Genomic DNA, 19,423 nt, shown 5'->3' with positions numbered 1-19,423 from the left:
CACGGGCATCGAGCCCCGCGACCCCGAGACAGGCAGGCCGGATCCCGCGAGCGCGGGGTCCGGCCCGCCGTGTCTCCGGTACCGGCCAGGGGCCGCACGGCCCGGTTCCGTGCGGCCGGGGCCGCGCCGCCGACGTCCGCAACGGTGGTGACCGAGCGCCGATCCGGGTGCTCCGGCAGTACGGCGGCAGCCCCGGCCGGAACCCGGACCTGACCGAATGCACCCGCCGGGCTGCCCCGGCGGCCTCCCGGCCGGTCCACCGAACCCGGCGGAGGCGAGGACCGTCCCCGCGACGCCTGGTGGATCACCGCCCGGCGTCCGGTGCGGTACGCCCCGAGAGGGAGGGAGGGACGTCCGCCTCCCGGTCGTGTCCCGGCGCTCCGGGACGCGGCGAGATGCCGTGGCTGTCGCCGTGCGCCCGCCGGGCGCCGCGGGTCGGCCCCCAGTCCGCAACTCAAGAGATGTCCCCGCCCTCATGGAGGAGCGACTCTCTTCCAGAGGTGTTCGATAGGTCCGCTTGTATCTCGTCGATGTGGAGGTTGTGATGACTGTTGTGGGTTCCGAACTGGATGCCTATTACGGCGCGTTCACCAGTGAGCGTGAGAAGGAGGCCCTGGCGGTTCCGCTGCGCCTGGTCGCCGCGTGGTCGAGGAACGACGCGGACGGAGTGGCCGATCAGTTCACCGAGGACGGCATCCTGATCCTGCCCGGTGACGTGCTCAAGAAGGGCCGGGAGGAGATCCGCTCCTTCATGGCGGCCGCCTACTCCGGACCGTTCAAGGGAACGGGCGTGACGGGCCAGCCCGTCGACGTGCGGTTCGTCAGCGACGACGTCGCCCTGCTGCGTACACACGGCGGCATTCTGGCGCCGGGAGAGAACGAGATCGCCCCCGAGCTCGCGGTGCGCTCGACATGGGTGCTCGTCAAGCGGGACAGCGAGTGGAAGCTGGCCGGCTACCAGAACAGCCCACGCGGCGCGGGCGCGACGCTGCGCTGGTGACGACCCGAACCCCCACCCCACAACCCACACCCACAACCAGGGAGAACACACATGTCCACCGCAGTCCCCACATGGGGCAACGCCTCAGAGCTGCTCGCCGCCGACGGTGTCGAGGAGGACCACTCGTACTACCGGGAGTTCACCCGCGAGGACGAGAAGGCGGTGCTCTCCGTAGCAGTGCGGATACAGGCCGCCTGGGCGGCCAACGACGCGGACGCGTTCGCTGACCTGTTCGCCGGGAACGGCAGCCTGCTTATGCAGGACGAGCAGCTGACGAGCCGCGAGCAGATCCGCTCCTTCATGGCCGCGGGTTTCGCCGGCCCGTACAAGGGGGCCAGGGTGAGCGGCGGCCCGATCCTGGTGACCTTCCTCAGCGATGACGCCGCCATGGTGATCACCGAGGGAGGGATCATCCCGGCCGGCGGAACGGCTGTCTCCCCCGAGCGGGAGATCCGGGCGATGTGGGTGATCGTCAGGGAGGCCGACGGCACACCCCGGCTGCTGTCCCACCAGAGCAGCCCGGTCAAGGGCTGAGTTACACCCGTTCTGTCGATGTGGAGGTTGTGATGACTGTTGTGGGTTCCGAACTGGATGCCTATTACGGCGCGTTCACCAGTGAGCGTGAGAAGGAGGCCCTGGCGGTTCCGCTGCGCCTGGTCGCCGCGTGGTCGAGGAACGACGCGGACGGAGTGGCCGATCAGTTCACCGAGGACGGCATCCTGATCCTGCCCGGTGACGTGCTCAAGAAGGGCCGGGAGGAGATCCGCTCCTTCATGGCGGCCGCCTACTCCGGACCGTTCAAGGGAACGGGCGTGACGGGCCAGCCCGTCGACGTGCGGTTCGTCAGCGACGACGTCGCCCTGCTGCGTACACACGGCGGCATTCTGGCGCCGGGAGAGAACGAGATCGCCCCCGAGCTCGCGGTGCGCTCGACATGGGTGCTCGTCAAGCGGGACAGCGAGTGGAAGCTGGCCGGCTACCAGAACAGCCCACGCGGCGCGGGCGCGACGCTGCGCTGGTGACGACCCGAACCCCCACCCCACAACCCACACCCACAACCAGGGAGAACACACATGTCCACGAAGGCGACGACTCTGGTCGACCAGGCCAAGCAGTGGGCCAGCAACTACGGTTCGTTCTCCAACGGCGAGGAGGGCGCCGCGTACACCGCGCCCCTCCGTGTCCGGGCGGCGTGGGAGTCCCAGGACGCCGACGCGGTCGCCGGTATGTTCACGGAGAACGGCAGCCTGCTCCTGGGTGACGAGCAGCTCACGAGCCGTGAACAGATCAGGGAGCACCTGAGGGAGGCCTTCCGGGAGCAGTACCGCGGTACACGGATCCCCGAGGAGCCGCTGGAGGTCAAGATGCTCGCCCCGGACGTCGCGCTCGCCGTCACACAGGGCGGGCAGGTCGCCGAGTCGGCCGAGACCTGGGCTCCCGAGGCCGAGTACCGGGCGATGTGGGTCCTCGTCAAGCGGGACGGCGACTGGCAGGTCAGCTGCCGCCAGACGAGCCCGCTCAAGAGCTGACCGGGGTCAGGAAGCCCGCCCCCCCCTGAGCGCGTCCGGCGTGGCGGAGCTGCCCCCGTCTGGGCGCGCCTGACGCTCTCGCGGACGGGGCCCGCCCACGCGTCGTCTCCGCTTCCCCGCGCCGGCGCCGTCCTGCGGCCCGACACCGGACCGCGACGTCCGGGGCGGCGCGCGCGTCACCGGCGGACCTTCGAGGTCCCGGACGGCACCGCATCTCATCGGCCGCGATGTCCGCAGGCCGGCCGTTCCGGCCAGAGGACGGCCCGTGACACCGATTTCACGGTTCCCGTCCGAGCAGGGGCGCGCCGTCCCCGCACCGCCGCGGGGTGCCGCCGGTCCTGAGCGAGGAGGATCGGCATCATCCCGGCGCGGTCCGCGGACCGCGCCGGAGGTGCGCGATCACCTCACCGAGCGGTCGGCCCCGGTGAGGCGCTGGCCATCGGAACCCCCGGATGCCCGGGTCCGCAGGGTCAGCGGACCCGGTCGTAGACGAGAGCCATGGCGCCGTACTCGCCGGCGGCCTGGCTGACAAGCTCCCACTGTCCCTCGGGCAAGCCGTCGTCGAAGAGGCGCGGCCCGCCGCCGAGGAAGACGGGGAAGACCGTGAGTGCCAGCCGGTCGACGCGGTCGGCAGCCAGCAGGGCCTTGATGACGCTCGCGCTGGAGAGCACGAGGATGTCGCCGCCCTCGGCGGCCTTGAGGTCGGCGGCCACCTCGGTGGTCGGCTTGTCGACGACTGTCGTCCGCTCCCAGGGCGCGTCGCCGAGGGTCGAGGAGAGGACCACCTTGTCTGTGTCGACGAGCCACTTGGCAAAGGCCTTGTCACGCGGGTCGGCGTCCTCCGTGTCGAGGACCGTGGGCCAGAAACTCAGGAACCCCTCGGCGTTGACCCGCCCGAGCAGGGCCGTCGTCGCCTGCTCGTGGAGGCTGGTCATGAGGTCGCGGGCGACGTCGGTGTGCGCGTACGGCATGACCCAGCCCATGTCCTGCGGGTCGTCCGGCTTGGCGTAGCGGCCGTCGAGGGAGAGGCTCATGTTGGTGATGACCCTGCGGCCGGTGCTCTGCTCTGTCATTTCGTGCTCCTTGCGTTGGTGTCGTGCCCGGTGCCGTGCGAGTCGAGGATGTGGCCTAAACCGATGTCTGGATGTCTGCGACGGTGTCCGCGGACTCGACCGGGCTGTCGACGACCCGGTGTCGCACGTTCCTCCGCCCCGGGAAGTGCAGGGGCGCGGCAGAACCGGCGGACAGGAGCGGAGACCGCCCCGGTTGTGAGCTCACCGCCGATGGTCGGCGTCCAGGTCGGGGCATCCAGAACTGACCGCGTCCGAGGCCGGGCACCTTGAACGTACCAACGGCTCGGTAAGCTCCGGCCATCCGCGCACGGCGATCACCCCATCGTGCGAACCCCGGAAGCAGCGGGTCGACAAGCACGACCGAATAGGGCAAGTGCGTTCGAGGGCGCTGTGTCGCCGTCCCGAGAGGGGTCCGGTACCCGGTGGAGCCGGCTGGCCATGTCGCCCCCGCACCGCTTCCCGTCGCCCTTCGGGGAGTGTGCTCGCAGTCGGCGAAATGATGCGCGGGAGGCGTGAAGTGTCTCGTGCGCACCGGTCCGACCGCGCACCGGTCGGCGGTCGGGGTCGGTTCCGGTCAGCGGTGGCGGACCGGGAGGCCCGGTCAGCGGTGCCGTCCGGAGCTGACGAACCGTCCTCCGGCGAGGCATGCGTCCACAGGCAGGACGGAGCCGGGGACGTCTCCGGACGCCGGTGGGGTGGGGGCTCGGGCACGAGGGGAGCGGACGGGCCGGGAGCGGGGCGGGTGGTCCGTGAGGGTGCTCGCGCGGCCTACGCGATGCGGGAGATCGTGAACGCGATTTTCTGCCAGGGTCGGAACGGCTGCCAGTGGGCCTACCACCCCACGATCTGCCGCCAAAGAGTGCGACGTACTACTACTTCGCCGCGTGGCGCGACGACGGGACCGACCAGGTCATCCATGGACTGCTGCGCTGCCGGGTCCGTGAGAAGGCCCGCCGATTGGACCCCGACCCTGGTGGTGCTGGACACGCAGCAACTTGCAGCCGGACGAGTGGTCTTCAGCAGCGGAGATGAGGATTCGCTGAAGCATTACCAGAGTCGTGACAACGAAGATTTCCGATGCTTCGCGGGATGAGTCTTGGGAGGTGGGTCGACTCTGCTGCGCAATTCGTGGGGGTCATGCGGTGAGTCGGTAGGCGAGGCGTTCGAGGCGGCTGGTGCGGGTGCGGCGGGGGCTGTCGGTCCAGTGGGCATCGAGTCTGATCACGTTGAGTGCGGTGGCGGAGAAGGCGTGCTGGAGGCGGACTTTCGGCAGGCCGCGGTAGCGGGCCCGGCGGATACCGGTGACATCGAGGGCCTGGTGCACTGCTTCTGGAAGGGGCAGTCGCGGCAGGTCAGGACGCTGAAGGTGATCACGATGAGACCCAATAGGGCATAAGCGGCAATTCGGCTACATCGGCCGCCCTCTCACAGCCCTTTCGGCTCGCGGACCTCGACCACGAGGCTGTTCTCGTTCCACTCCTCGCCCCGCGAGCGCAGGCGGAGTTGTTCCTCCTCGGTGTGCTCGACGCGTCTCATGGCCACGCGCAGCAGGGGCGGCGCCATCACGGAGGTCGCCACGGCGACGAGGACCACGATGGTGTAGGTGGTGGTGTCCAGGATCCCCAGCCGCAGGCCGACCATCGCGACGATGACCTCGATCACTCCGCGGGCGTTCATCCCGGCGCCGAGCGCCAGCGCCTCCCACTTGCTCATCCGGCTCAGCCGGGCTCCGATGTAGGCCCCGGCGAACTTGCCGACGACCGCGACGACGAGTACCGCCAGGGCAGCCGCCAGCACCTCGAGCCGGGCCAGCGCCCTGAGGTCGACCCGCAGTCCGGCGGTGGCGAAGAACAGCGGAGCCAGTACCCCGACGACGACGGTACGGAGCGAGCTCGTGTGCTCCGGGGTGAACTCCTTGGAGGAGCCGATGAGGAGGCCGCAGAGGAAGGCCCCGAAGACGGCTTCCAGTTCGAGGGACTGGGTACCGGCGGCGGCGAGCAGGATCAGCACGGAGACCATCGCGACAACTCGCTCCGGGGAGCCGGTGTGCCACCGGAGAGCCGTCCGGATGAGGGGACGCCCGATCAGCACCGCCACGAGCAGGACGAGCAGCATGCGCACCAGCGTGAGCGCGATGTCAGCCCCACCGAGACCGCCGACGGCCATCGCGGAGACGATCGACAGCATGAACCATCCGAAGGCATCGTCGATCATGCCGGCGATGAGCATCAGCTGGCCCACGTTTCGGTGGATGAGGTTCATGTCCATGAGCGTCTTGGCGATGACAGGGATCGCGCTGACGCACATGGCGACGCCCAGGAAGAGCGCGAAGACCGTCGTGCCGGACCCGCCGGGGGAGAGGATCCCCGCCAGCGGATAGCCCACGGCGATGCCGAGCCCGAGGGGGATGATCAGCCCTGACAGGCTGATCTGCACGGCCGTACGGCCGCGGCGGCGCATCATGCCGAGGTCGACCTCGGCTCCGGTGAGGCCCACCAGGAGCAGGACGGCGATCTGCCCGACGGCGTCGAGCATGTGGGTCTGCGCCGGATCGGCCGGCAGCAGCCAGCCGGAGAGACCCGGCGCCAGCCACCCCATCAGCGACGGCCCCACGAGGACGCCCGCGGTCAGCTCTCCCACGATCGGAGGCATCCCCACGCGCCCCGCCAGGCGGCCCATCACGATGGCGAGGAAGAGGAGCGTGCACACCTGGAGCAGGAAGATGAGCAGCGAGTGGGAATCGATGGACGGCACCGGAGCTACCAGCACGAGAACTCCTCAGGAATGTGTCCGGCCATCGGTCGGTGTCGAGCGAGCCGACGGGTCCGGAGAATCGGCTCTCTTCGAAGCGGGTCGAGGGCGCGGACGGCAGGCCGCGTTCCGGGCGGGCGACGGCATCCTCGGATCAGGGGCGCGGCCGGACGGAGCATGAGACAGGCGCCGGGCCGGACGGCGTGGGCAGGCGGCCGGACGTGCCGACGGCGTACGGCGCGGGCGGACACGTCCCCGCCCGCGCGTCGCCGGGACCTTCGCCTCGGCGTCGAGGGCGGCAGGGTGGTCCGGCCGGCCGGCGTCCCCCGGTGGCCTCCGGCCGCCGGACGGGGCTTCGGCGGGTGCTGGGGGCGCCGGAACCGTTCTGAAGCCGTGCCTCAGGCAACGGTCATCTCGATCCGCGCATGGTCACCGATCATGAGGCGGTGGCCGGGATCGCCCTGCTCGCCGGGGCCGACCGTGGCGAACCGGCCGACTAGGGAACCGTGCAGACGACGGGGCGTGCGGATGCTGGCGCCTTGGAGCACGACCGAGTCGAGCAGGTAGGTGTCGCGCACCACGCAGTCGCGTCCGATGGAGGTGCCCGGCCCGATCCAGCTGTCCTCGATGAGCGTGCCCTCCCCGATGATCGCCGGCCCTTCGATGCGGGAGCGGACGACCCGGGCGCCGGGTTCGATGACTACCTGACCACACAGTTCGCTGACCGGATCGACCTCGCCCCTGACGTCGGTGGTCAGCTCGCCGAGCAGCCACCGGTTGCACTGGAGGACGTCGACGGCCTGGCCGACGTCTTTCCAGAAGCCGCTGTACCGGCGAGCGACGACCTCGCTTCCCCGGCCGATCAGCCACTGCACGGCGTCGGTGATCTCCAGCTCGCCCCGCGCGCTGGGCGTGATGGCGTCCGTCGCCTCGTGGATGGCCGCGGTGAAGTAGTACAGGCCCACGACTGCGAGGTCGGTGCGCGGCTGTGGCGGCTTCTCCACCAGCCGCAGCACCGATCCGTCGGTGTCCACCTCGGCCACGCCGTAGGCGCGCGGGTCAGCCACCTTCTGCACGACCAGGCCCGCCGCGGGACGGCGCTCCCGGAACTCCGCGACGATCTCGGCGACCCTGCCGGCCGCATCGGCCAGGATGTTGTCGCCCAGATACATCAGGAAGTCGTCGTCGCCCAGGAAAGGACGGGCGGTCTGCACCGCGTGGGCCAGACCCAGCGGCTGGTCCTGGCGGAGATAAGTGAGACTCACGCCGAGGCGGGACCCGTCCCCCATGACCGCGGAGATGGCGTCCGCCCAGTCGCCGGTGAGGAGGCAGATCTCCGTCACTCCCAGCTCGCGAAGGTGGGTGACCACGTGCTCCAGGACCGGTTTGTTCGCAAGGGGGATGAGCTGTTTCGGCGTGGAATACGTGAACGGACGGAGGCGGACGCCTGATCCGCCCGTCAGCACAAGTGCTTTCACCAGCGATCGCCTCCAGAATCTGTCGCCAGGCGGTTAGGGGCCCGGCCTTATACGACCCCGCGGGCGCCCTGCGGCTCATCTCCTGGCGTGCCGTGAACACCGCGCGCGGCAGCCGGACGGCCCGGGGAGAGCCGGGCCGTCCGCAGCGCAGGTGACGCGCGTCGGCTCAACGGATCAGGGCCAGTCGAGTTCACCGGGGTCGCCGGGGCCGTCGGGGATCGGACTGCCGGGGCCGTCGGCATGCTGAGCAGCGGGCAGGGCGGTACGCATGGGAGCCTCCGTATAGGTGTTCGACGGGGTGGCCCTGAAGGGCCGGATGTAGCTCATGGGGGTCTTGCCTTCAGCGGTTCCGCGCCAGCCTGATCGCCCAGCTCTCCGAGGTGCTCCCGCCGCTGATCGGCATACGCGCCGGAGACGGGCGGAGGGCCGCGGACGACACGTCCGAGCCGCCGTCGTCCGGCCAGCGGCCTCGGGTTCCGCGGACGTGCCCGCCTGGAGAAGCGGGTCCGCGTCCTCGTCCCGCCGGCCCCGCGAGCGGCTCGGCTTCGCCATCGGGACTCCTCGGGATTCGGTGGAGCGAGCACTGGTACCGGCGTCGAACGTGAGGCCGAAGCTAGCGAGGCGGTCTTCCAGCTGGCAACTATTTACCAAACTTAGGCAACTTGCCATTGTGGGCGGGATCTTGACGCCGCGCAGGGCGCTCCCGGACCGTTCCGCCGGATCGCTCAGCGGTGTCCCACCGGCCGGAGTCCTCCCGGGTCCGCCGGGCTTCCCGGCTCGTCACTCGGGGGCTCGCCACCGGCACGACCCGGCACCCGGAGCGGATGCTGGATGCGGCCGCTCCAGCCGGCGCACCGGGGACGCCGGGCTCCGAGCGGCCCGGACACCCCGCCGACCGCTCCCGTCATCCCGCATCGGTCATCGGCCGCAGGGACCCCGCACCATGACGCCCTTGCGACGCTCCGCGAACGTCTTCCGTCCTCGCTCGCGGGACCGCCGTCATCCGCGCCCGGACCTCACCCCGGCCCCACGGGCCGCCGTCCCGTCCCCACGCGACCGGCGCCGGGACGACTCCGTCGCCTCGGCGGATGCGCCGGCCCGGGCCGGGGAAGTCAGTCCAGGCGCAGCCCGGAGGCCGACGTCCGGACCCGAAGCCGTCCCCGCCGGGCGGTCGGCGGCATCCGGCAGCCGCGTCGGCGCGCTGCTACGTCCGCGCGCTGTGCACCAGTGCGACCTGATCGACCAGGTTCCGCCGCGACATGTCGTACAGCGACACCTTGGCGCCGAACTTCTCCCCGATCCGGCGTACCAGACGGTTGATCAGCAGCGAGTCACCACCGCGGACGAAGAAGTCGGAGTGCTCGGTGAGGTCGGACCGGCCGAGCAGTTCGCTCCACGTCCGGACCATGAACTCCCGCACCTCGTCGGTCGAATCGGCGGGGGGCGGGGTATCGGCCGCGTGGTACGCGGCGGACGGCGAGGAGAGGGCTGACGTCGCAACGGCGTCAGAGCGGTCACGAGGCATTGGGGCCACTCCTGGGGCTTCGTCGGAACGGGGCCAGTGCGCCCGACCCTCCATGTTGCCAAAAAGCGTACGCCGTTGGCAGTTAATTTGGCAACAACTTGCCTACCTCTTTTCCATACCCTCACTGGGCCCGAGTGGGGGTCGATGACTTCGGCGCTCCGGTTGCGGGAGCACTCGTTTTGCCAAGGACAAGGACGGGATGGTACCGTCTGGCATAAGGTAGAAAAGTTGTGCCACAGGCATGGCAAGCGACCCGGTGGGAACGTATCCAGTCCATCCACTGTTGGGGCAATCACGTGCTAGAACAGCCATCCTTCGGACGCCGGCTCAGGCAACTGAGGACCGAGCGAGGCCTTTCCCAGGCCGTTCTCGCCGGCGACGGCATGTCCACCGGATACCTGTCACGCCTGGAATCGGGAGCCCGGCAGCCCACGGATCGGGCCGTGGCACATCTCGCCGACCAACTGGGCATCAGCCCGTCGGAGTTCGAGAAGGCGCAGACCACGTCCCTGGCACAGAGTCTGTCGATCGCCACCTCCCTGGACTCGGACGAGACCAGCAGGCTGCTCGCCGAGGCACTGGAGTCGGCACAGACGCAGGACCCGATGCTGCGCTGGCAGGCCCTGTGGCTGCTCGCCCAGTGGAAGCGCCGGCAGGGTGAGAACACCACTGAGCGCGCCTACCTCGACGAGCTTGTCGTACTCAGCGAGGAGATCGGCCTGGCCGAACTGCGCTGCAGGGCGCTGACCCGGCTCGCCCGGTCGCTGCGCACGTCCGGCGAGATCGTCCCCGCCGTCAACGCGGCCACCACAGCCCACCGGCTGGCCCAGGAGAACGGGCTGTCCGCGCAGGACATGGCCGAGGCCCTCCTCGTGCTGGTCTCCGTGGAGGCCGAGGCGGGGCGGCTGCCCGACGCCCGGCGGCACACCGAAGAACTGGCCGCCCTGGTCGAGGGCCGTAGCGACGGGCTGTGGGCCGAGGCCATGTGGACCGTGGTCGCCGTGCGGGTGCGCCAGGGTGACTTCACGCGCGCACAAGAGCTGTTGGAACAGGCCCTCGACCGGTTCGACAGCCGGGAGAACCTGACGCTGTGGTTGCGGCTGCGGCTCACCGCGGCCGATCTGCACCTGCAGAAGTTCCCGCCCGAGCCTGATGCCGCCCAACAGTACATCGAGGCAGTGGAGGCGGGGCTGCCCTTCGCCAGAACCTCCGCGATGGAACACGAGCTGACCGCTCTCAAGGCCCATCTGGCCTTCCACGAGAACAGGTTCGAGGACGCCCGCGCCCTGCTCGGCCAACTCGGAGAGTCCGAACTGCGGATGTCCTACCGGGGCCGGATCAGGCTCGACGTCCTGGACAACCAGCTGCGCATCCTCGAGGGCGACGAGGACGCGGGCATGGCCGGCCTGCAGAGGATCGCGCTGCACGCCCAGGAGTCGTCCAACATCGACCTCGCGGCGACCATCTGGCGCCTCGCGGCGGAGTGCCTGCTCAAGTCCCGTGGCAAGGTGCCGGGCGCCAAGGTCTGACCGGCCCGGCACCGCGGACGGAGTACGGACGCGCCCCCTGCCCGCCGGTTCGTCCTGCGCACCGGTGCGTCCGCGTACTCAGGATCTGGGGTTCCGCGGTCCCGGGACCGGGCTTGCGGAGCCATCCGGGCCGCCGGACGGTGTCGCACTGCCAGGCGGCACCAGAAATGGCACCGATACGGCACCGCCCGTCGTCTCCCCCGCGGAGACCGTCCCGGCCCCGCCGGCGCCTGGGTCGTCCGCGGCCGTGGTCTCCTCAGGGCCCAGCGGGTCCGTCCAGCCCGCTGACGGCACGGCGCAGGGCTCCGGCCCGATCGATGCGCTCCCAGGTGAAGTCGGGCAGCTCGCGGCCGAAATGACCGTAGGCCGCGGTCGACGCGTAGATCGGCCGCAACAGGTCGAGATCGCGGATGATGGCCGCCGGGCGCAGATCGAAGACCTCGCTGATGGCCCGCTGCACGCGGTCCACGGGGACGGTCTCGGTGCCGAAGGTCTCAACGAACAAGCCGACCGGTTCGGCCTTGCCGATGGCGTACGCGACCTGGACCTCGCAGCGCCGTGCGAGCCCGGCGGCGACGACGTTCTTCGCCACCCAGCGCATGGCGTACGCCGCGGAGCGGTCCACCTTGGACGGGTCCTTTCCGGAGAACGCGCCGCCGCCGTGGCGGGCCATGCCGCCGTAGGTGTCGACGATGATCTTCCGTCCGGTCAGGCCCGCGTCGCCCATCGGGCCGCCGACCTCGAAGCGCCCTGTCGGGTTGACCAGGAGCCGGTAGCCGTCGGTCTCCAGGGAAACTCCCGCCTCGGCCAGGGCCTTCAGCTCCGGCTCGACGACGAACTCCTGGATGTCCGGGGTGAGGAGCGACTCCAGGCTGATGCCGACGGCGTGCTGGGTGGAGACGACGACAGTGTCGAGCCGGACGGCCCTGTCCCCGTCGTACTCAATCGTGACCTGGGTCTTGCCGTCGGGGCGCAGGTAGGCACAGGTGCCGTTGCGCCGGACCGCCGAGAGGCGCTCGGAGAGGCGGTGCGCGAGATGGATGGGCAGCGGCATCAGCTCGGGGGTTTCGTCGCAGGCGTAGCCGAACATGAGGCCTTGGTCGCCGGCGCCCTGCCGGTCCAGCTCGTCTCCCGCCGGTCCCTCGCCGGTGCGCGTCTCGTACGCGGTGTCGACGCCCTGTGCGATGTCCGGGGACTGGGCGCTGATGGACACGGAGATTCCGCAGGAGGCGCCGTCGAAGCCCTTGAGCGACGAGTTGTAGCCGATCTCCAGGACGGCGTCGCGGACCAGTTGCGCGATCGGCGCGTACGCGGTGGTGGTGACCTCGCCCGCGATGTGCACCTGGCCCGTGGTGATCAGAGTCTCGACGGCGACCCGTGCAGCCGGGTCCTGGCGCAGGAGCGCGTCTAGGACGGTGTCGCTGATCCGGTCGGCGATCTTGTCGGGGTGCCCTTCGGTGACGGACTCCGAGGTGAACAGTCTCCCAGTCATGTCGATCGATTCCTTCCGTTCTTCGGACGGCAGGTTCCGGAGGTCCGAAAACCGTCGCGCGGCATCGCCGCTACCCGGAGTTTCCGCCGTCGGCGAGCGCGTACGCATCTCCCGTCGTCACCCAGTTCCGCGATTCCCGGTGCGGCGGAGGAGGGCGGCGCAGAGGGGCGGCCGGCACGAGAAGGCGGAGAGGTGGACCGCGTTCCGGCGGGCGTCCCCGGCGCGGACCCGGTCCTGGGGACGCGAGGCCGCCGACGACTGCGCACGGGGGGAGACGCGGCCGGGCCGGTGCGCGACCGACAGTGGAACGGCTCGGCAGGAACCGCTGCCCGGTCCGGCGCCGCCCGGCTTCGGCCGATGAGGGAGGGAACCGGCGAAGTCACGCTTCCTCCGGGTGTTCAGCGCAGCGCGGACTGGACCTGACAGCCGCTCCCCGGTCCGCCGGCGTGGTGGCACGACGTGAGGAGTGAGCTGTTGTCAGTGCTCCGGAACGACGTCGCCGAGGACTGCGCGCGGGTACTCCTCGACCGGAGCGCCGTGGCCAAGGCGCGCGCCGGCAGGGAGGCGCTGGAGGATCTCGTCCGCCAGGCCGTGCCGATCGGCGGGGTGACACCGTGCGACGACGGCGCGGTGGCGCAGACCGGCACCGACGCGGAGAGCGAGGTCCAGGCCGATCTGATCCGCAGCCACAGCACCGGCATCGGACCGCTGTTCCCCGAGGACGAGCCAGGGTCATCGTCGTGGCCCAGCTGTGTTCGCTGGCCAAGGGGTACTCCGCTGTGCGTCCCGTGGTGCTCGAACGGCTCGCAGGGCACCTCAACCACAGATTGGCGCCGGCCGTCCCGGAAGTCGGTTCCCTGGGCGCGGGCGGGGACACGACACCCCTGGCCCACGTGGCGAGCACTCTCATCGGTGAGGGGCATTCCGGCGGCACAGGGTGGTGTACGACGTCGTCCGGTCCCTGGTTCCGATGCTGGGAGTGGACCGCTCGATGGTCGAGGACATCGAACTGATGGCCGGCGCCCTGGCACAAGGCGAGGTGCTGCGGGCGGTCGGCCGGTACTCGGGATTGGTGCTCCGGTGAGAGGGCCGGTCGGACGCTCCGGTCGCGGCGACCGGACCGGCCACGCTTTTCGCGCCGCCGGTCGGCGGATGCGGCACCCAACTCCAGCAGGAGGGCAGGGAATGAGCAGCAGCCAACGAGGGGTCCCCGGAGCGGACGGCGATCCGGAGGGCCGGGCCGCCCGGTCCGGCGCGCCGTCCACCGCAGCCTACGGCGCGGCACCGGTCGAGACGGTCCTGACCGCCGCGGCACGTGCGTCCCACCTGTACACCGCGTCCGCCGCGCAGAGCGCTGCCACGGCACTGGTGCGGATGTTCGTCGAGCAGGGGGCGTTCGGCCCTGGTCCCCGCGCGCGGCCCGGGGTTCCCGGCGCCGCCCCCGCCCCGGCAGACGCCGTCGACCACCACGCGCAGCCGACCGCCCCGGAGCACATCCGGGCGGCAGTCGATCTGGCCGAGGCGCGACGGGAAGCGGGTTCCGGGGCGGGGTATCCGGCCGTCACCGCCGCCCGGTTCATCGAGGAGATCATCGGCCGGGTCGTCGACACCCCGGAGGAGGGCGCGGACGACTCCCGGCACCGATGCCGGTGCGCGCGGCCCAAACCGTTCCGGAGCAGTTCAGAGGATGCCGGGGACGGTGAGGTCCGGGAAGTATCGGTCACGTCCCCCACCAGGCCGAGTACCCGGGAAGGGGCCCGCCCGGTGGCCACGGCCCGGCCGGACCCGTCGGCCCGGTGGCGGCAGGGGGCCGCCGCGCGGTGAGCACGGCCCGGCCGCGTACCGCACCGGCGGCCCCGAAGGCGCACGCGGTCCGGCCGCGGTGAGCGCGAGCGCTGGCCCGGCCCGGGCCGCGCGTGAGAGAAGCGGGGCGCCCGCGGCACCGGGCGAAGTAGACGACGCTGCCGCCACCGACGCAGCTGCCGCCGAGGACGCTCATTCCGTCGCCGACCGTGAAGTCGAAGGCTCGGGTGTAGAAGGAGCCGAGCTTGTAGTCGTGCTCGAACTCGCTGCTCTCCAGCCAGGGTTTCCGCGTTCCAGGACGGTGACCTTGGCGCCGCCGGCCGCGAGGTGGTACGCGGTGATCGCGCCGCCGGAACCGCTGCCTATGACGAGTACGTCCGTACGTTCGGCTGTGCTGGTCATGCGGGGCTTCCGGTGGGCGTCGTCTCGGGGTGCAGGCGGGCGAGGCCGCGGCCGTAGCCGTGGGCCTCGAACGGGTACAGACCGTCAGGTCCCGGCTTGCCGATGCCCATCGTGGCGAGGCCCGGGTGCCCCCTCCTCGACGGCCTGGGCCGTCGGCAGGTGTGCCGCCGAGTCGAAGGCCATGTTGCAGAAGAGCGAGAGCATCACCCAGAACTCCTTCTCCGGGTGGCCCGGCTTCGTCAGCCGCAGGACCAGCTCGGCCCGGTCCTCGTAGCCCAGGGCCACGAAGGGAGGCATGTCCTGGTCGAGCGTGAGGCCCCGCTCCTTCGCGTAGTCCTCGGTGTGGTCGTTGAGCAGCCGGGCCAGGTCGTCGAGTCCGTCGTGGATTCCCGTGGCGTCCCAGGCGAGCAGTTCGAGCGCCCTGCCTGGACCGCGCCGCCACCGGTGGCCGCGCCTGCGATCGCGCGGTCCCCGGCCCAGCGCTTCTCTCCCGGAATGATCGTGTCCGCGTACGCCTCGAGGGTCATGGTGCGGTCCTCGCCGCTGAGCGCGCCTTGCGGGTCGTGATTACTCAACTCACTCTCCATCCGGTCGATTCGGAGCGGGACGCCCTTGCGGCGTGAAAGCAAGTTGTGCCGAGGGGCGTGTTCAAACAACTGGTCAAAGTCGCAGCGAGAACGACATGAACTCTCCGGAGTCTCCGCATCGGTTCCGCTGAACCCTCAACCTCTGGCCCACGGTCACTAGGCTCCGTGTCCGGATACGTGTTCTTCAGCCGCACAGAAAATTCCTCTGCGCCGGAAAACCGCGAGCGCAAGCGCCTTTTCGTCTCATTTATGGAGGCACCATGAAAAGCGTCGGCGATTCCCAGCCCGTGCCGAAGCGCGCCACGCACCGCGTCCGCATCGACGACCTCGTCCCTGCGGACTCACCGCGCCTGAACGGCATCGACGGATCCCACGTGCGCAGGCTCGCGGCCATCTGCGCCTCGCTGACGCCGGAGCTGGTGCACCGCCCCGCCCTGCGAGTGGTGGACGGTATGCACCGCATAGGCGCAGCCGTGCTCCAGGGCCTCGACACGGTCGACGTCCAGCACTTCGACAGCTCCGAGAACCAGGTCTTCCTGCGCTCGGTGACAGCGAACGCCGCGCACTGCCTGCCTCTGTCGGTGGCCGAGCGCAAGGTGGCCCCGGGCCGCTTGCTCGCCTCCCACCCGAGCCTGTCGGACCGGACAGTGGCCGCCTGCGTGGGCCTCGACTCGAAGACCGTGGCCTCGGTCCGGGTATGTTCAGCCGCGGGATCTCCTCCGTCGAACATGCGCACTGGCGCCGACGGCAGAACCCATCCCCTCGACCGCATCCACGCGGCCGAGCTGATGACCAGGGGTCCCGCGCTGTCGTTGCGTGCCGTCGTCAGGGAGACCGGCCTCTCACTCGGCACCGCGCACGATGTGCGGCGCCGGCCCCTCCGCGGTGAGGACCCGGTTCCGCCCAGCCGGCAGAGCGCGTCCCCACGGGCGCCCGCGCACGCCTCGGAGCCCCCGCAGGGCGCCGCTCACAGCGCGCCGCTCCCGCCGCTCCGGATGGCCGAGGCGTTCGGCACCGGCCCCGCACCGCGGGGCGACGGTGTCCCCCCGCTCCCGCGGGCCACTGGAAACCCTGCGCAGGCTGGCCAGCGCCCCCTCCCTGCGCCATTCCGACACCGGGCGCGACTTCGTCCGCCGGCTGCACACCCACTTCATCGTCGACGAAGCCTGGCAGAAACGGGCGGACTCGCACCCCCGCACACCACCGAGTCCGTGGCCGAACTCGCCCGGCACTGCTCGGACGCCTGGCGCCGCTTCGCCGAGGACGTGTCCCGGCGTAAGCACCTGGACACCACCCGCCGCACGGAAATGCACGCCACTCAGCCAACTCGGCGTTGACGCCGCGTCATTCCTAGGAGATACGGTGACCACGACCACCATCGAGCAATCCGTTCGCCGAGTCATCCACTATATGCACGTGAATCTCGGCCAGGACCTGACGATCGATGACCTGGCGCGCACCGCGATGTTCAGCAAGTTCCACTTCACCCGGATCTTCCAGGAGGCGACGGGCACCTCGCCCGGGCGTTTCCTTTCCGCCCTGCGGATGCAGGAGGCGAAAAGGCTGCTGCTGGAGACGGATTTCAGCGTCGCCGATATCAGCAGCCAGGTCGGCTACAGCAGCGTCGGCACCTTCAGCTCACGATTCAAGACCTGTGTCGGGCTCTCCCCGAGCGCCTATCGGGAACTCGGAGGGACCTCGGCGAAATTCCCCGCCACAGCGGCGGGCAGCTCGGCCGTGGCGCACAGCCTCTCCCTGCGCGGGCGGATCGTGCTCCCGCCCGGTGCCGCCCCCGGTCCGGTGTTCGTCGGGCTCTTCCCCTACACCGTGCGCCAGGGCCGGCCGGCGCGCTGGACCGTCCTCGACGGTCCCGGCGCCTTCGAATTGAAGGACGTCCCCGGCGGTACCTGGCACATCCTGGTCCACTCGGTGCCCTACGACCGGGAGCACGAGCTCTTCGGCCAGCGCGTGCCCGACGTGCTCTCGGTCGGGCGGCACGGCCCGGTGACGGTTCAGCCCGGAGCCCTGCTGCGGTCGGCGGAGATAGTCCTGCGCCCCCAGGACGTACTGGACCCCCCGATGCTCATCGCCCTCCTCGACGGGGCCGACGGGACGAAGGACAGGGGCGCACCCTGAGAATCGCGGCCGTACTTCCGCGACCGCGCGCGAGACAGGGGCGGCCGGCCACGTGTCCCGTGGCGGCTCCGCCCCCTGTCTCCGCTGCGCCGATGCGACCGGCGCACCGAGGTCAGCACACCGGACGCACCGTCATCGGCGACACGCGGCAGACCTCCTGTTGCTGTACGTGCCGGCCAGCGTGATCCGGGCGGCGACCGTCGACGGGGTGGCGGGCACCTTCACGGCGGGCCGGCTCACCTGCGTCAGCCACCCCGGGCACGAGTCCTGCGCCTGGACCGGGACGTTCCGGTCCACCGACGGGACGGTACTGCGCCAGGGGGTCGCGATGTACGGGAGCGGCCGGGGCAGCCTGGAGACGTACCGGCGGACCGCGGTGGTGGACGTGGGCAACACCGGGCGCGTCTACAGCCCGGAGGGTTCACAGGAGTGGATTTTCACGGTGCTGCCGGCGGGTGCGGGGGCCGCGATCTTTGTCGTTCTGGCCAGACGACACCTCATGCCCCTGCCTCTGCGGAAGAACGATCCACAGGAATACGCGTCTCCGCGTGAACCGGCCGGGCCCGGCCGCCCTGACGCGCGGGGGGGCGGGCAGTTCAACGGGATCATCCGGCTGCCGGTCGTGCCCGGCAGGCCGTCCGCGTCCCCGGCACGGGTCCGGCCCTGGCTTCGGCCGGCGGTTGGACCCCGCCCCTCTGCCGCGGGGGGACGAGAACAGGGGGCGGGGCGGTAGGGGCCGGTCCGGTTTACCACACGGGCGTTCATTCACGGCCGTGCTGCCTCAGCTGGCGTACGCCAGCGTCGGTTCCGAGGGCAGACGGGCGCCGAGGAGTACCAGTCTTTCGTAGGCATAGGCGGCGGACACGAGGGTCATGTGATGGTGCCAGCCGGGGTAGGAGCGGCCCTCGAAGTCCAGAAGCCCGAAGTCGTTCTCCAGATTCTGCACCGTGCCCGATGCCCGGCGCTGGAACTGGGTCAGCGCCGCCAGTTCCTCCGTACGCCGGTGCACCATGTTCGTCAGCCACACGCGCGGCACGCGGCGCCCTGCGTGAGGGCGGACGGCGAACATCCGGTAGGTGGGATGCGGGGAGCGGGGAGTCAGGCGTGCGCCGGGCAGCCACACCGGAGCCGTCATGACCGAAGCGCGGTCGGCGCGCCCTTCCCGGCCGCCCAGTGTCTCGATCCTCAGGTGCCCGACGGGCTTGAGCGCGAAGAACCGCTGCGCCTCGACGGCCGCCGGGAACTCGGAGGCGTACGCGTCCTGAGCCGTCGAACGGCCGGCGGGCGCCACCGGCGTGCGGCCCGGAAGGCATATGACGAAGTCACGGCTCCGCTGGGACAGCCCCCGGACCAGCGCGGTCGCACCGCTGTAGTAGGAGAGGTCCGCCACGACCGGGGGAATGCTGGACTGCGTGCCCGCGGTCAGAGCGTCCACGAGGTCGAGCGCGTGTTGTTCGAGGGTGCGAGCGGTGGACTCCTCCGGGATGCGGACCCGTGAGCGGCGCTCCCTGTCGTCGAGCCACGTGCCGGGCAGCAGCAGGTTCCAGTCGACGGGAACCGCGTCGCTCTCCGTGGATAGGAAGGCCCCGACGCCCAGCTGGCAGTTGACCGACCGGCCACTGGCCGGGACGAACCGCCGGTGCACACCGCAGGAGTGGTCGCCGCGCTTGCGCAGCACTGCCACGTCCAGGACCCAGGCCCGCGGTGCGAGGCGCCGTTCGACCCATCGCAACAGCTCGGCGCGCGCCGTGCTCCACTCCCAGGGACTGGCGTTGACGAACTGGTGCATGGACTGCGACGCGGTCGGCGAGTCCGACACCGTGGCGGCTATCCGTCGCACCGACTTCTTGCCCTCGGTGGTGAGCAGCCCCTGCAGGTAGGCCTGAGCCCAGTAACGCTGGTCGGCCCGCGGAAGATGTCCGAAGACCTGTTCCGTGAGCACGGAGACCGGCAGATGGGCGCGGTCCAAGACGTGTGCCTCCATCGGAAGTCCTCCCCTGGCGTCGGGCATCAGAGCGAGCACCTAAGAGAATAGCGAGCGTTATCTTTTTTTCAACCTGCGGGCGCAAACGGACTTCAGCGCGGGCCGGCGGCGGCTCACCACCGAGAGGCGAGGCC

General features: G+C 70.7%; 19 protein-coding genes and 4 pseudogenes. 12 read left to right on the top strand and 11 right to left on the bottom strand.

Translation table 11 applies throughout. The features are described from left to right. Nucleotides 1-544: 544 nt before the first annotated feature. From F0344_RS34860 to F0344_RS34845, 4 genes are read left to right on the top strand one after another with little or no spacing between them, the layout of a single operon-like run. Nucleotides 545-1,000: an SgcJ/EcaC family oxidoreductase gene (locus F0344_RS34860; protein ID WP_185303139.1), complete on the top strand. Its 456-nt coding sequence runs from the start codon at nucleotides 545-547 to the stop codon at nucleotides 998-1,000. A gap of 51 nt (nucleotides 1,001-1,051) precedes the next feature. Next, complete coding sequence (locus F0344_RS34855; protein WP_185303140.1) at nucleotides 1,052-1,534, top strand: SgcJ/EcaC family oxidoreductase; 483 nt, start codon at nucleotides 1,052-1,054, stop codon at nucleotides 1,532-1,534. A 32-nt stretch (nucleotides 1,535-1,566) separates the two neighbouring features. After that, nucleotides 1,567-2,022: an SgcJ/EcaC family oxidoreductase gene (locus tag F0344_RS34850; RefSeq protein WP_185303139.1), complete on the top strand. Its 456-nt coding sequence runs from the start codon at nucleotides 1,567-1,569 to the stop codon at nucleotides 2,020-2,022. A 51-nt stretch (nucleotides 2,023-2,073) separates the two neighbouring features. After that, complete coding sequence (locus F0344_RS34845; RefSeq protein ID WP_185303138.1) at nucleotides 2,074-2,529, top strand: SgcJ/EcaC family oxidoreductase; 456 nt, start codon at nucleotides 2,074-2,076, stop codon at nucleotides 2,527-2,529. Between the two features lie 470 nt (nucleotides 2,530-2,999). Here F0344_RS34845 and F0344_RS34840 read toward each other — a convergent pair whose 3' ends face one another. Next, nucleotides 3,000-3,602, bottom strand: a complete 603-nt coding sequence (locus F0344_RS34840; RefSeq protein ID WP_185303137.1) for a dihydrofolate reductase family protein — start codon at nucleotides 3,600-3,602, stop codon at nucleotides 3,000-3,002. Nucleotides 3,603-4,356: 754 nt separating this feature from the next. Here F0344_RS34840 and F0344_RS36420 point away from each other — a divergent pair. Then, a pseudogene (locus tag F0344_RS36420) lies at nucleotides 4,357-4,635 on the top strand (transposase); the annotation flags it as partial. A 102-nt stretch (nucleotides 4,636-4,737) separates the two neighbouring features. Here F0344_RS36420 and F0344_RS34835 read toward each other — a convergent pair. The 5 genes from F0344_RS34835 to F0344_RS34815 form a co-directional block, all read right to left on the bottom strand. Beyond that, nucleotides 4,738-4,926, bottom strand: coding sequence for a transposase (locus F0344_RS34835; RefSeq protein WP_185303136.1), 189 nt, complete (start codon nucleotides 4,924-4,926; stop codon nucleotides 4,738-4,740). 101 nt (nucleotides 4,927-5,027) lie between these two features. Further along, nucleotides 5,028-6,371: a cation:proton antiporter gene (locus F0344_RS34830; protein ID WP_185303135.1), complete on the bottom strand. Its 1,344-nt coding sequence runs from the start codon at nucleotides 6,369-6,371 to the stop codon at nucleotides 5,028-5,030. 380 nt (nucleotides 6,372-6,751) lie between these two features. Next, complete coding sequence (locus F0344_RS34825) at nucleotides 6,752-7,831, bottom strand: glucose-1-phosphate thymidylyltransferase (protein ID WP_185303134.1); 1,080 nt, start codon at nucleotides 7,829-7,831, stop codon at nucleotides 6,752-6,754. Between the two features lie 174 nt (nucleotides 7,832-8,005). Further along, nucleotides 8,006-8,158 carry a hypothetical protein gene (locus F0344_RS34820; RefSeq protein WP_185303133.1) on the bottom strand — a complete coding sequence of 51 codons (153 nt, stop codon included), beginning with the start codon at nucleotides 8,156-8,158 and terminating at the stop codon, nucleotides 8,006-8,008. An 877-nt stretch (nucleotides 8,159-9,035) separates the two neighbouring features. Beyond that, nucleotides 9,036-9,356, bottom strand: coding sequence for an acyl carrier protein (locus F0344_RS34815; RefSeq protein ID WP_185303132.1), 321 nt, complete (start codon nucleotides 9,354-9,356; stop codon nucleotides 9,036-9,038). Between the two features lie 296 nt (nucleotides 9,357-9,652). Here F0344_RS34815 and F0344_RS34810 point away from each other — a divergent pair, with 296 nt between their 5' ends. Beyond that, entirely contained in the window at nucleotides 9,653-10,885 is a 1,233-nt protein-coding gene (locus tag F0344_RS34810; RefSeq protein ID WP_185303131.1) for a helix-turn-helix domain-containing protein, read from the top strand. 256 nt (nucleotides 10,886-11,141) lie between these two features. Here F0344_RS34810 and metK read toward each other — a convergent pair whose 3' ends face one another. Together metK and F0344_RS34800 are read right to left on the bottom strand one after the other, a co-directional pair. Continuing rightward, complete coding sequence (metK, locus tag F0344_RS34805) at nucleotides 11,142-12,377, bottom strand: methionine adenosyltransferase (RefSeq protein ID WP_185303130.1); 1,236 nt, start codon at nucleotides 12,375-12,377, stop codon at nucleotides 11,142-11,144. Nucleotides 12,378-12,854: 477 nt separating this feature from the next. Further along, complete coding sequence (locus F0344_RS34800; RefSeq protein WP_185303129.1) at nucleotides 12,855-13,067, bottom strand: hypothetical protein; 213 nt, start codon at nucleotides 13,065-13,067, stop codon at nucleotides 12,855-12,857. On the opposite strand from F0344_RS34800, the pseudogene F0344_RS37010 reads away from it, so the two are divergent. The 3 genes and pseudogenes from F0344_RS37010 to F0344_RS34790 all read left to right on the top strand — a co-directional run. Further along, nucleotides 12,992-13,288 (top strand): annotated as a pseudogene (locus tag F0344_RS37010) (aromatic amino acid lyase); the annotation flags it as partial. The gene F0344_RS34800 and the pseudogene F0344_RS37010 overlap by 76 nt on opposite strands. A gap of 29 nt (nucleotides 13,289-13,317) precedes the next feature. Further along, nucleotides 13,318-13,461 (top strand): hypothetical protein, encoded by a 144-nt coding sequence (locus F0344_RS36415; RefSeq protein WP_258050347.1) that lies wholly within the window; start codon nucleotides 13,318-13,320, stop codon nucleotides 13,459-13,461. Between the two features lie 101 nt (nucleotides 13,462-13,562). Further along, the gene (locus F0344_RS34790; RefSeq protein WP_185303189.1) at nucleotides 13,563-14,201 is read left to right on the top strand and encodes a hypothetical protein; all 639 of its coding nucleotides are present in this window, start codon (nucleotides 13,563-13,565) and stop codon (nucleotides 14,199-14,201) included. A 68-nt stretch (nucleotides 14,202-14,269) separates the two neighbouring features. Here F0344_RS34790 and F0344_RS34785 read toward each other — a convergent pair. Together F0344_RS34785 and F0344_RS34780 are read right to left on the bottom strand one after the other, a co-directional pair. Next, nucleotides 14,270-14,582, bottom strand: a pseudogene (locus F0344_RS34785) (FAD-dependent oxidoreductase); the annotation flags it as partial. Then, nucleotides 14,579-15,169, bottom strand: a pseudogene (locus F0344_RS34780) (DUF5987 family protein). The pseudogenes F0344_RS34780 and F0344_RS34785, both read right to left, overlap by 4 nt. A 260-nt stretch (nucleotides 15,170-15,429) precedes the next feature. Here F0344_RS34780 and F0344_RS34775 point away from each other — a divergent pair. The 3 genes from F0344_RS34775 (at nucleotide 15,430) to F0344_RS34765 (ending at nucleotide 18,038) form a co-directional block, all read left to right on the top strand. After that, on the top strand, nucleotides 15,430-16,506 hold the full coding sequence (locus tag F0344_RS34775; protein ID WP_258050346.1) for a transcriptional regulator: 1,077 nt from the start codon (nucleotides 15,430-15,432) through the stop codon (nucleotides 16,504-16,506). A gap of 25 nt (nucleotides 16,507-16,531) precedes the next feature. Then, nucleotides 16,532-17,305, top strand: a complete 774-nt coding sequence (locus tag F0344_RS34770) for a helix-turn-helix domain-containing protein (RefSeq protein WP_185303127.1) — start codon at nucleotides 16,532-16,534, stop codon at nucleotides 17,303-17,305. Nucleotides 17,306-17,474: 169 nt separating this feature from the next. Next, the gene (locus F0344_RS34765; RefSeq protein WP_185303126.1) at nucleotides 17,475-18,038 is read left to right on the top strand and encodes a hypothetical protein; all 564 of its coding nucleotides are present in this window, start codon (nucleotides 17,475-17,477) and stop codon (nucleotides 18,036-18,038) included. A 48-nt stretch (nucleotides 18,039-18,086) separates the two neighbouring features. Here the strand turns inward: F0344_RS34765 and F0344_RS34760 are convergent, their stop codons facing one another. Further along, nucleotides 18,087-19,289, bottom strand: coding sequence for an IS701 family transposase (locus tag F0344_RS34760; RefSeq protein ID WP_185303125.1), 1,203 nt, complete (start codon nucleotides 19,287-19,289; stop codon nucleotides 18,087-18,089). Nucleotides 19,290-19,423: the final 134 nt, after the last annotated feature.

The sequence above is a fragment of the Streptomyces finlayi genome (genome assembly GCF_014216315.1).
Lineage (GTDB): Bacteria > Actinomycetota > Actinomycetes > Streptomycetales > Streptomycetaceae > Streptomyces > Streptomyces finlayi_A.
This window is presented reverse-complemented; position numbering and strand designations above follow the sequence as displayed.

Coding starts and splice junctions, on each gene's coding strand:
- F0344_RS34860 (WP_185303139.1), top strand. CDS start 545: ATGACTGTTGTGGGTTCCGAACTGGATGCCTATTACGGCGCGTTCACC.
- F0344_RS34855 (WP_185303140.1), top strand. CDS start 1,052: ATGTCCACCGCAGTCCCCACATGGGGCAACGCCTCAGAGCTGCTCGCC.
- F0344_RS34850 (WP_185303139.1), top strand. CDS start 1,567: ATGACTGTTGTGGGTTCCGAACTGGATGCCTATTACGGCGCGTTCACC.
- F0344_RS34845 (WP_185303138.1), top strand. CDS start 2,074: ATGTCCACGAAGGCGACGACTCTGGTCGACCAGGCCAAGCAGTGGGCC.
- F0344_RS34840 (WP_185303137.1), bottom strand. CDS start 3,602: ATGACAGAGCAGAGCACCGGCCGCAGGGTCATCACCAACATGAGCCTC.
- F0344_RS34820 (WP_185303133.1), bottom strand. CDS start 8,158: ATGAGCTACATCCGGCCCTTCAGGGCCACCCCGTCGAACACCTATACG.
- F0344_RS34815 (WP_185303132.1), bottom strand. CDS start 9,356: ATGCCTCGTGACCGCTCTGACGCCGTTGCGACGTCAGCCCTCTCCTCG.
- metK (WP_185303130.1), bottom strand. CDS start 12,377: ATGACTGGGAGACTGTTCACCTCGGAGTCCGTCACCGAAGGGCACCCC.
- F0344_RS34790 (WP_185303189.1), top strand. CDS start 13,563: ATGAGCAGCAGCCAACGAGGGGTCCCCGGAGCGGACGGCGATCCGGAG.
- F0344_RS34775 (WP_258050346.1), top strand. CDS start 15,430: ATGAAAAGCGTCGGCGATTCCCAGCCCGTGCCGAAGCGCGCCACGCAC.
- F0344_RS34760 (WP_185303125.1), bottom strand. CDS start 19,289: ATGGAGGCACACGTCTTGGACCGCGCCCATCTGCCGGTCTCCGTGCTC.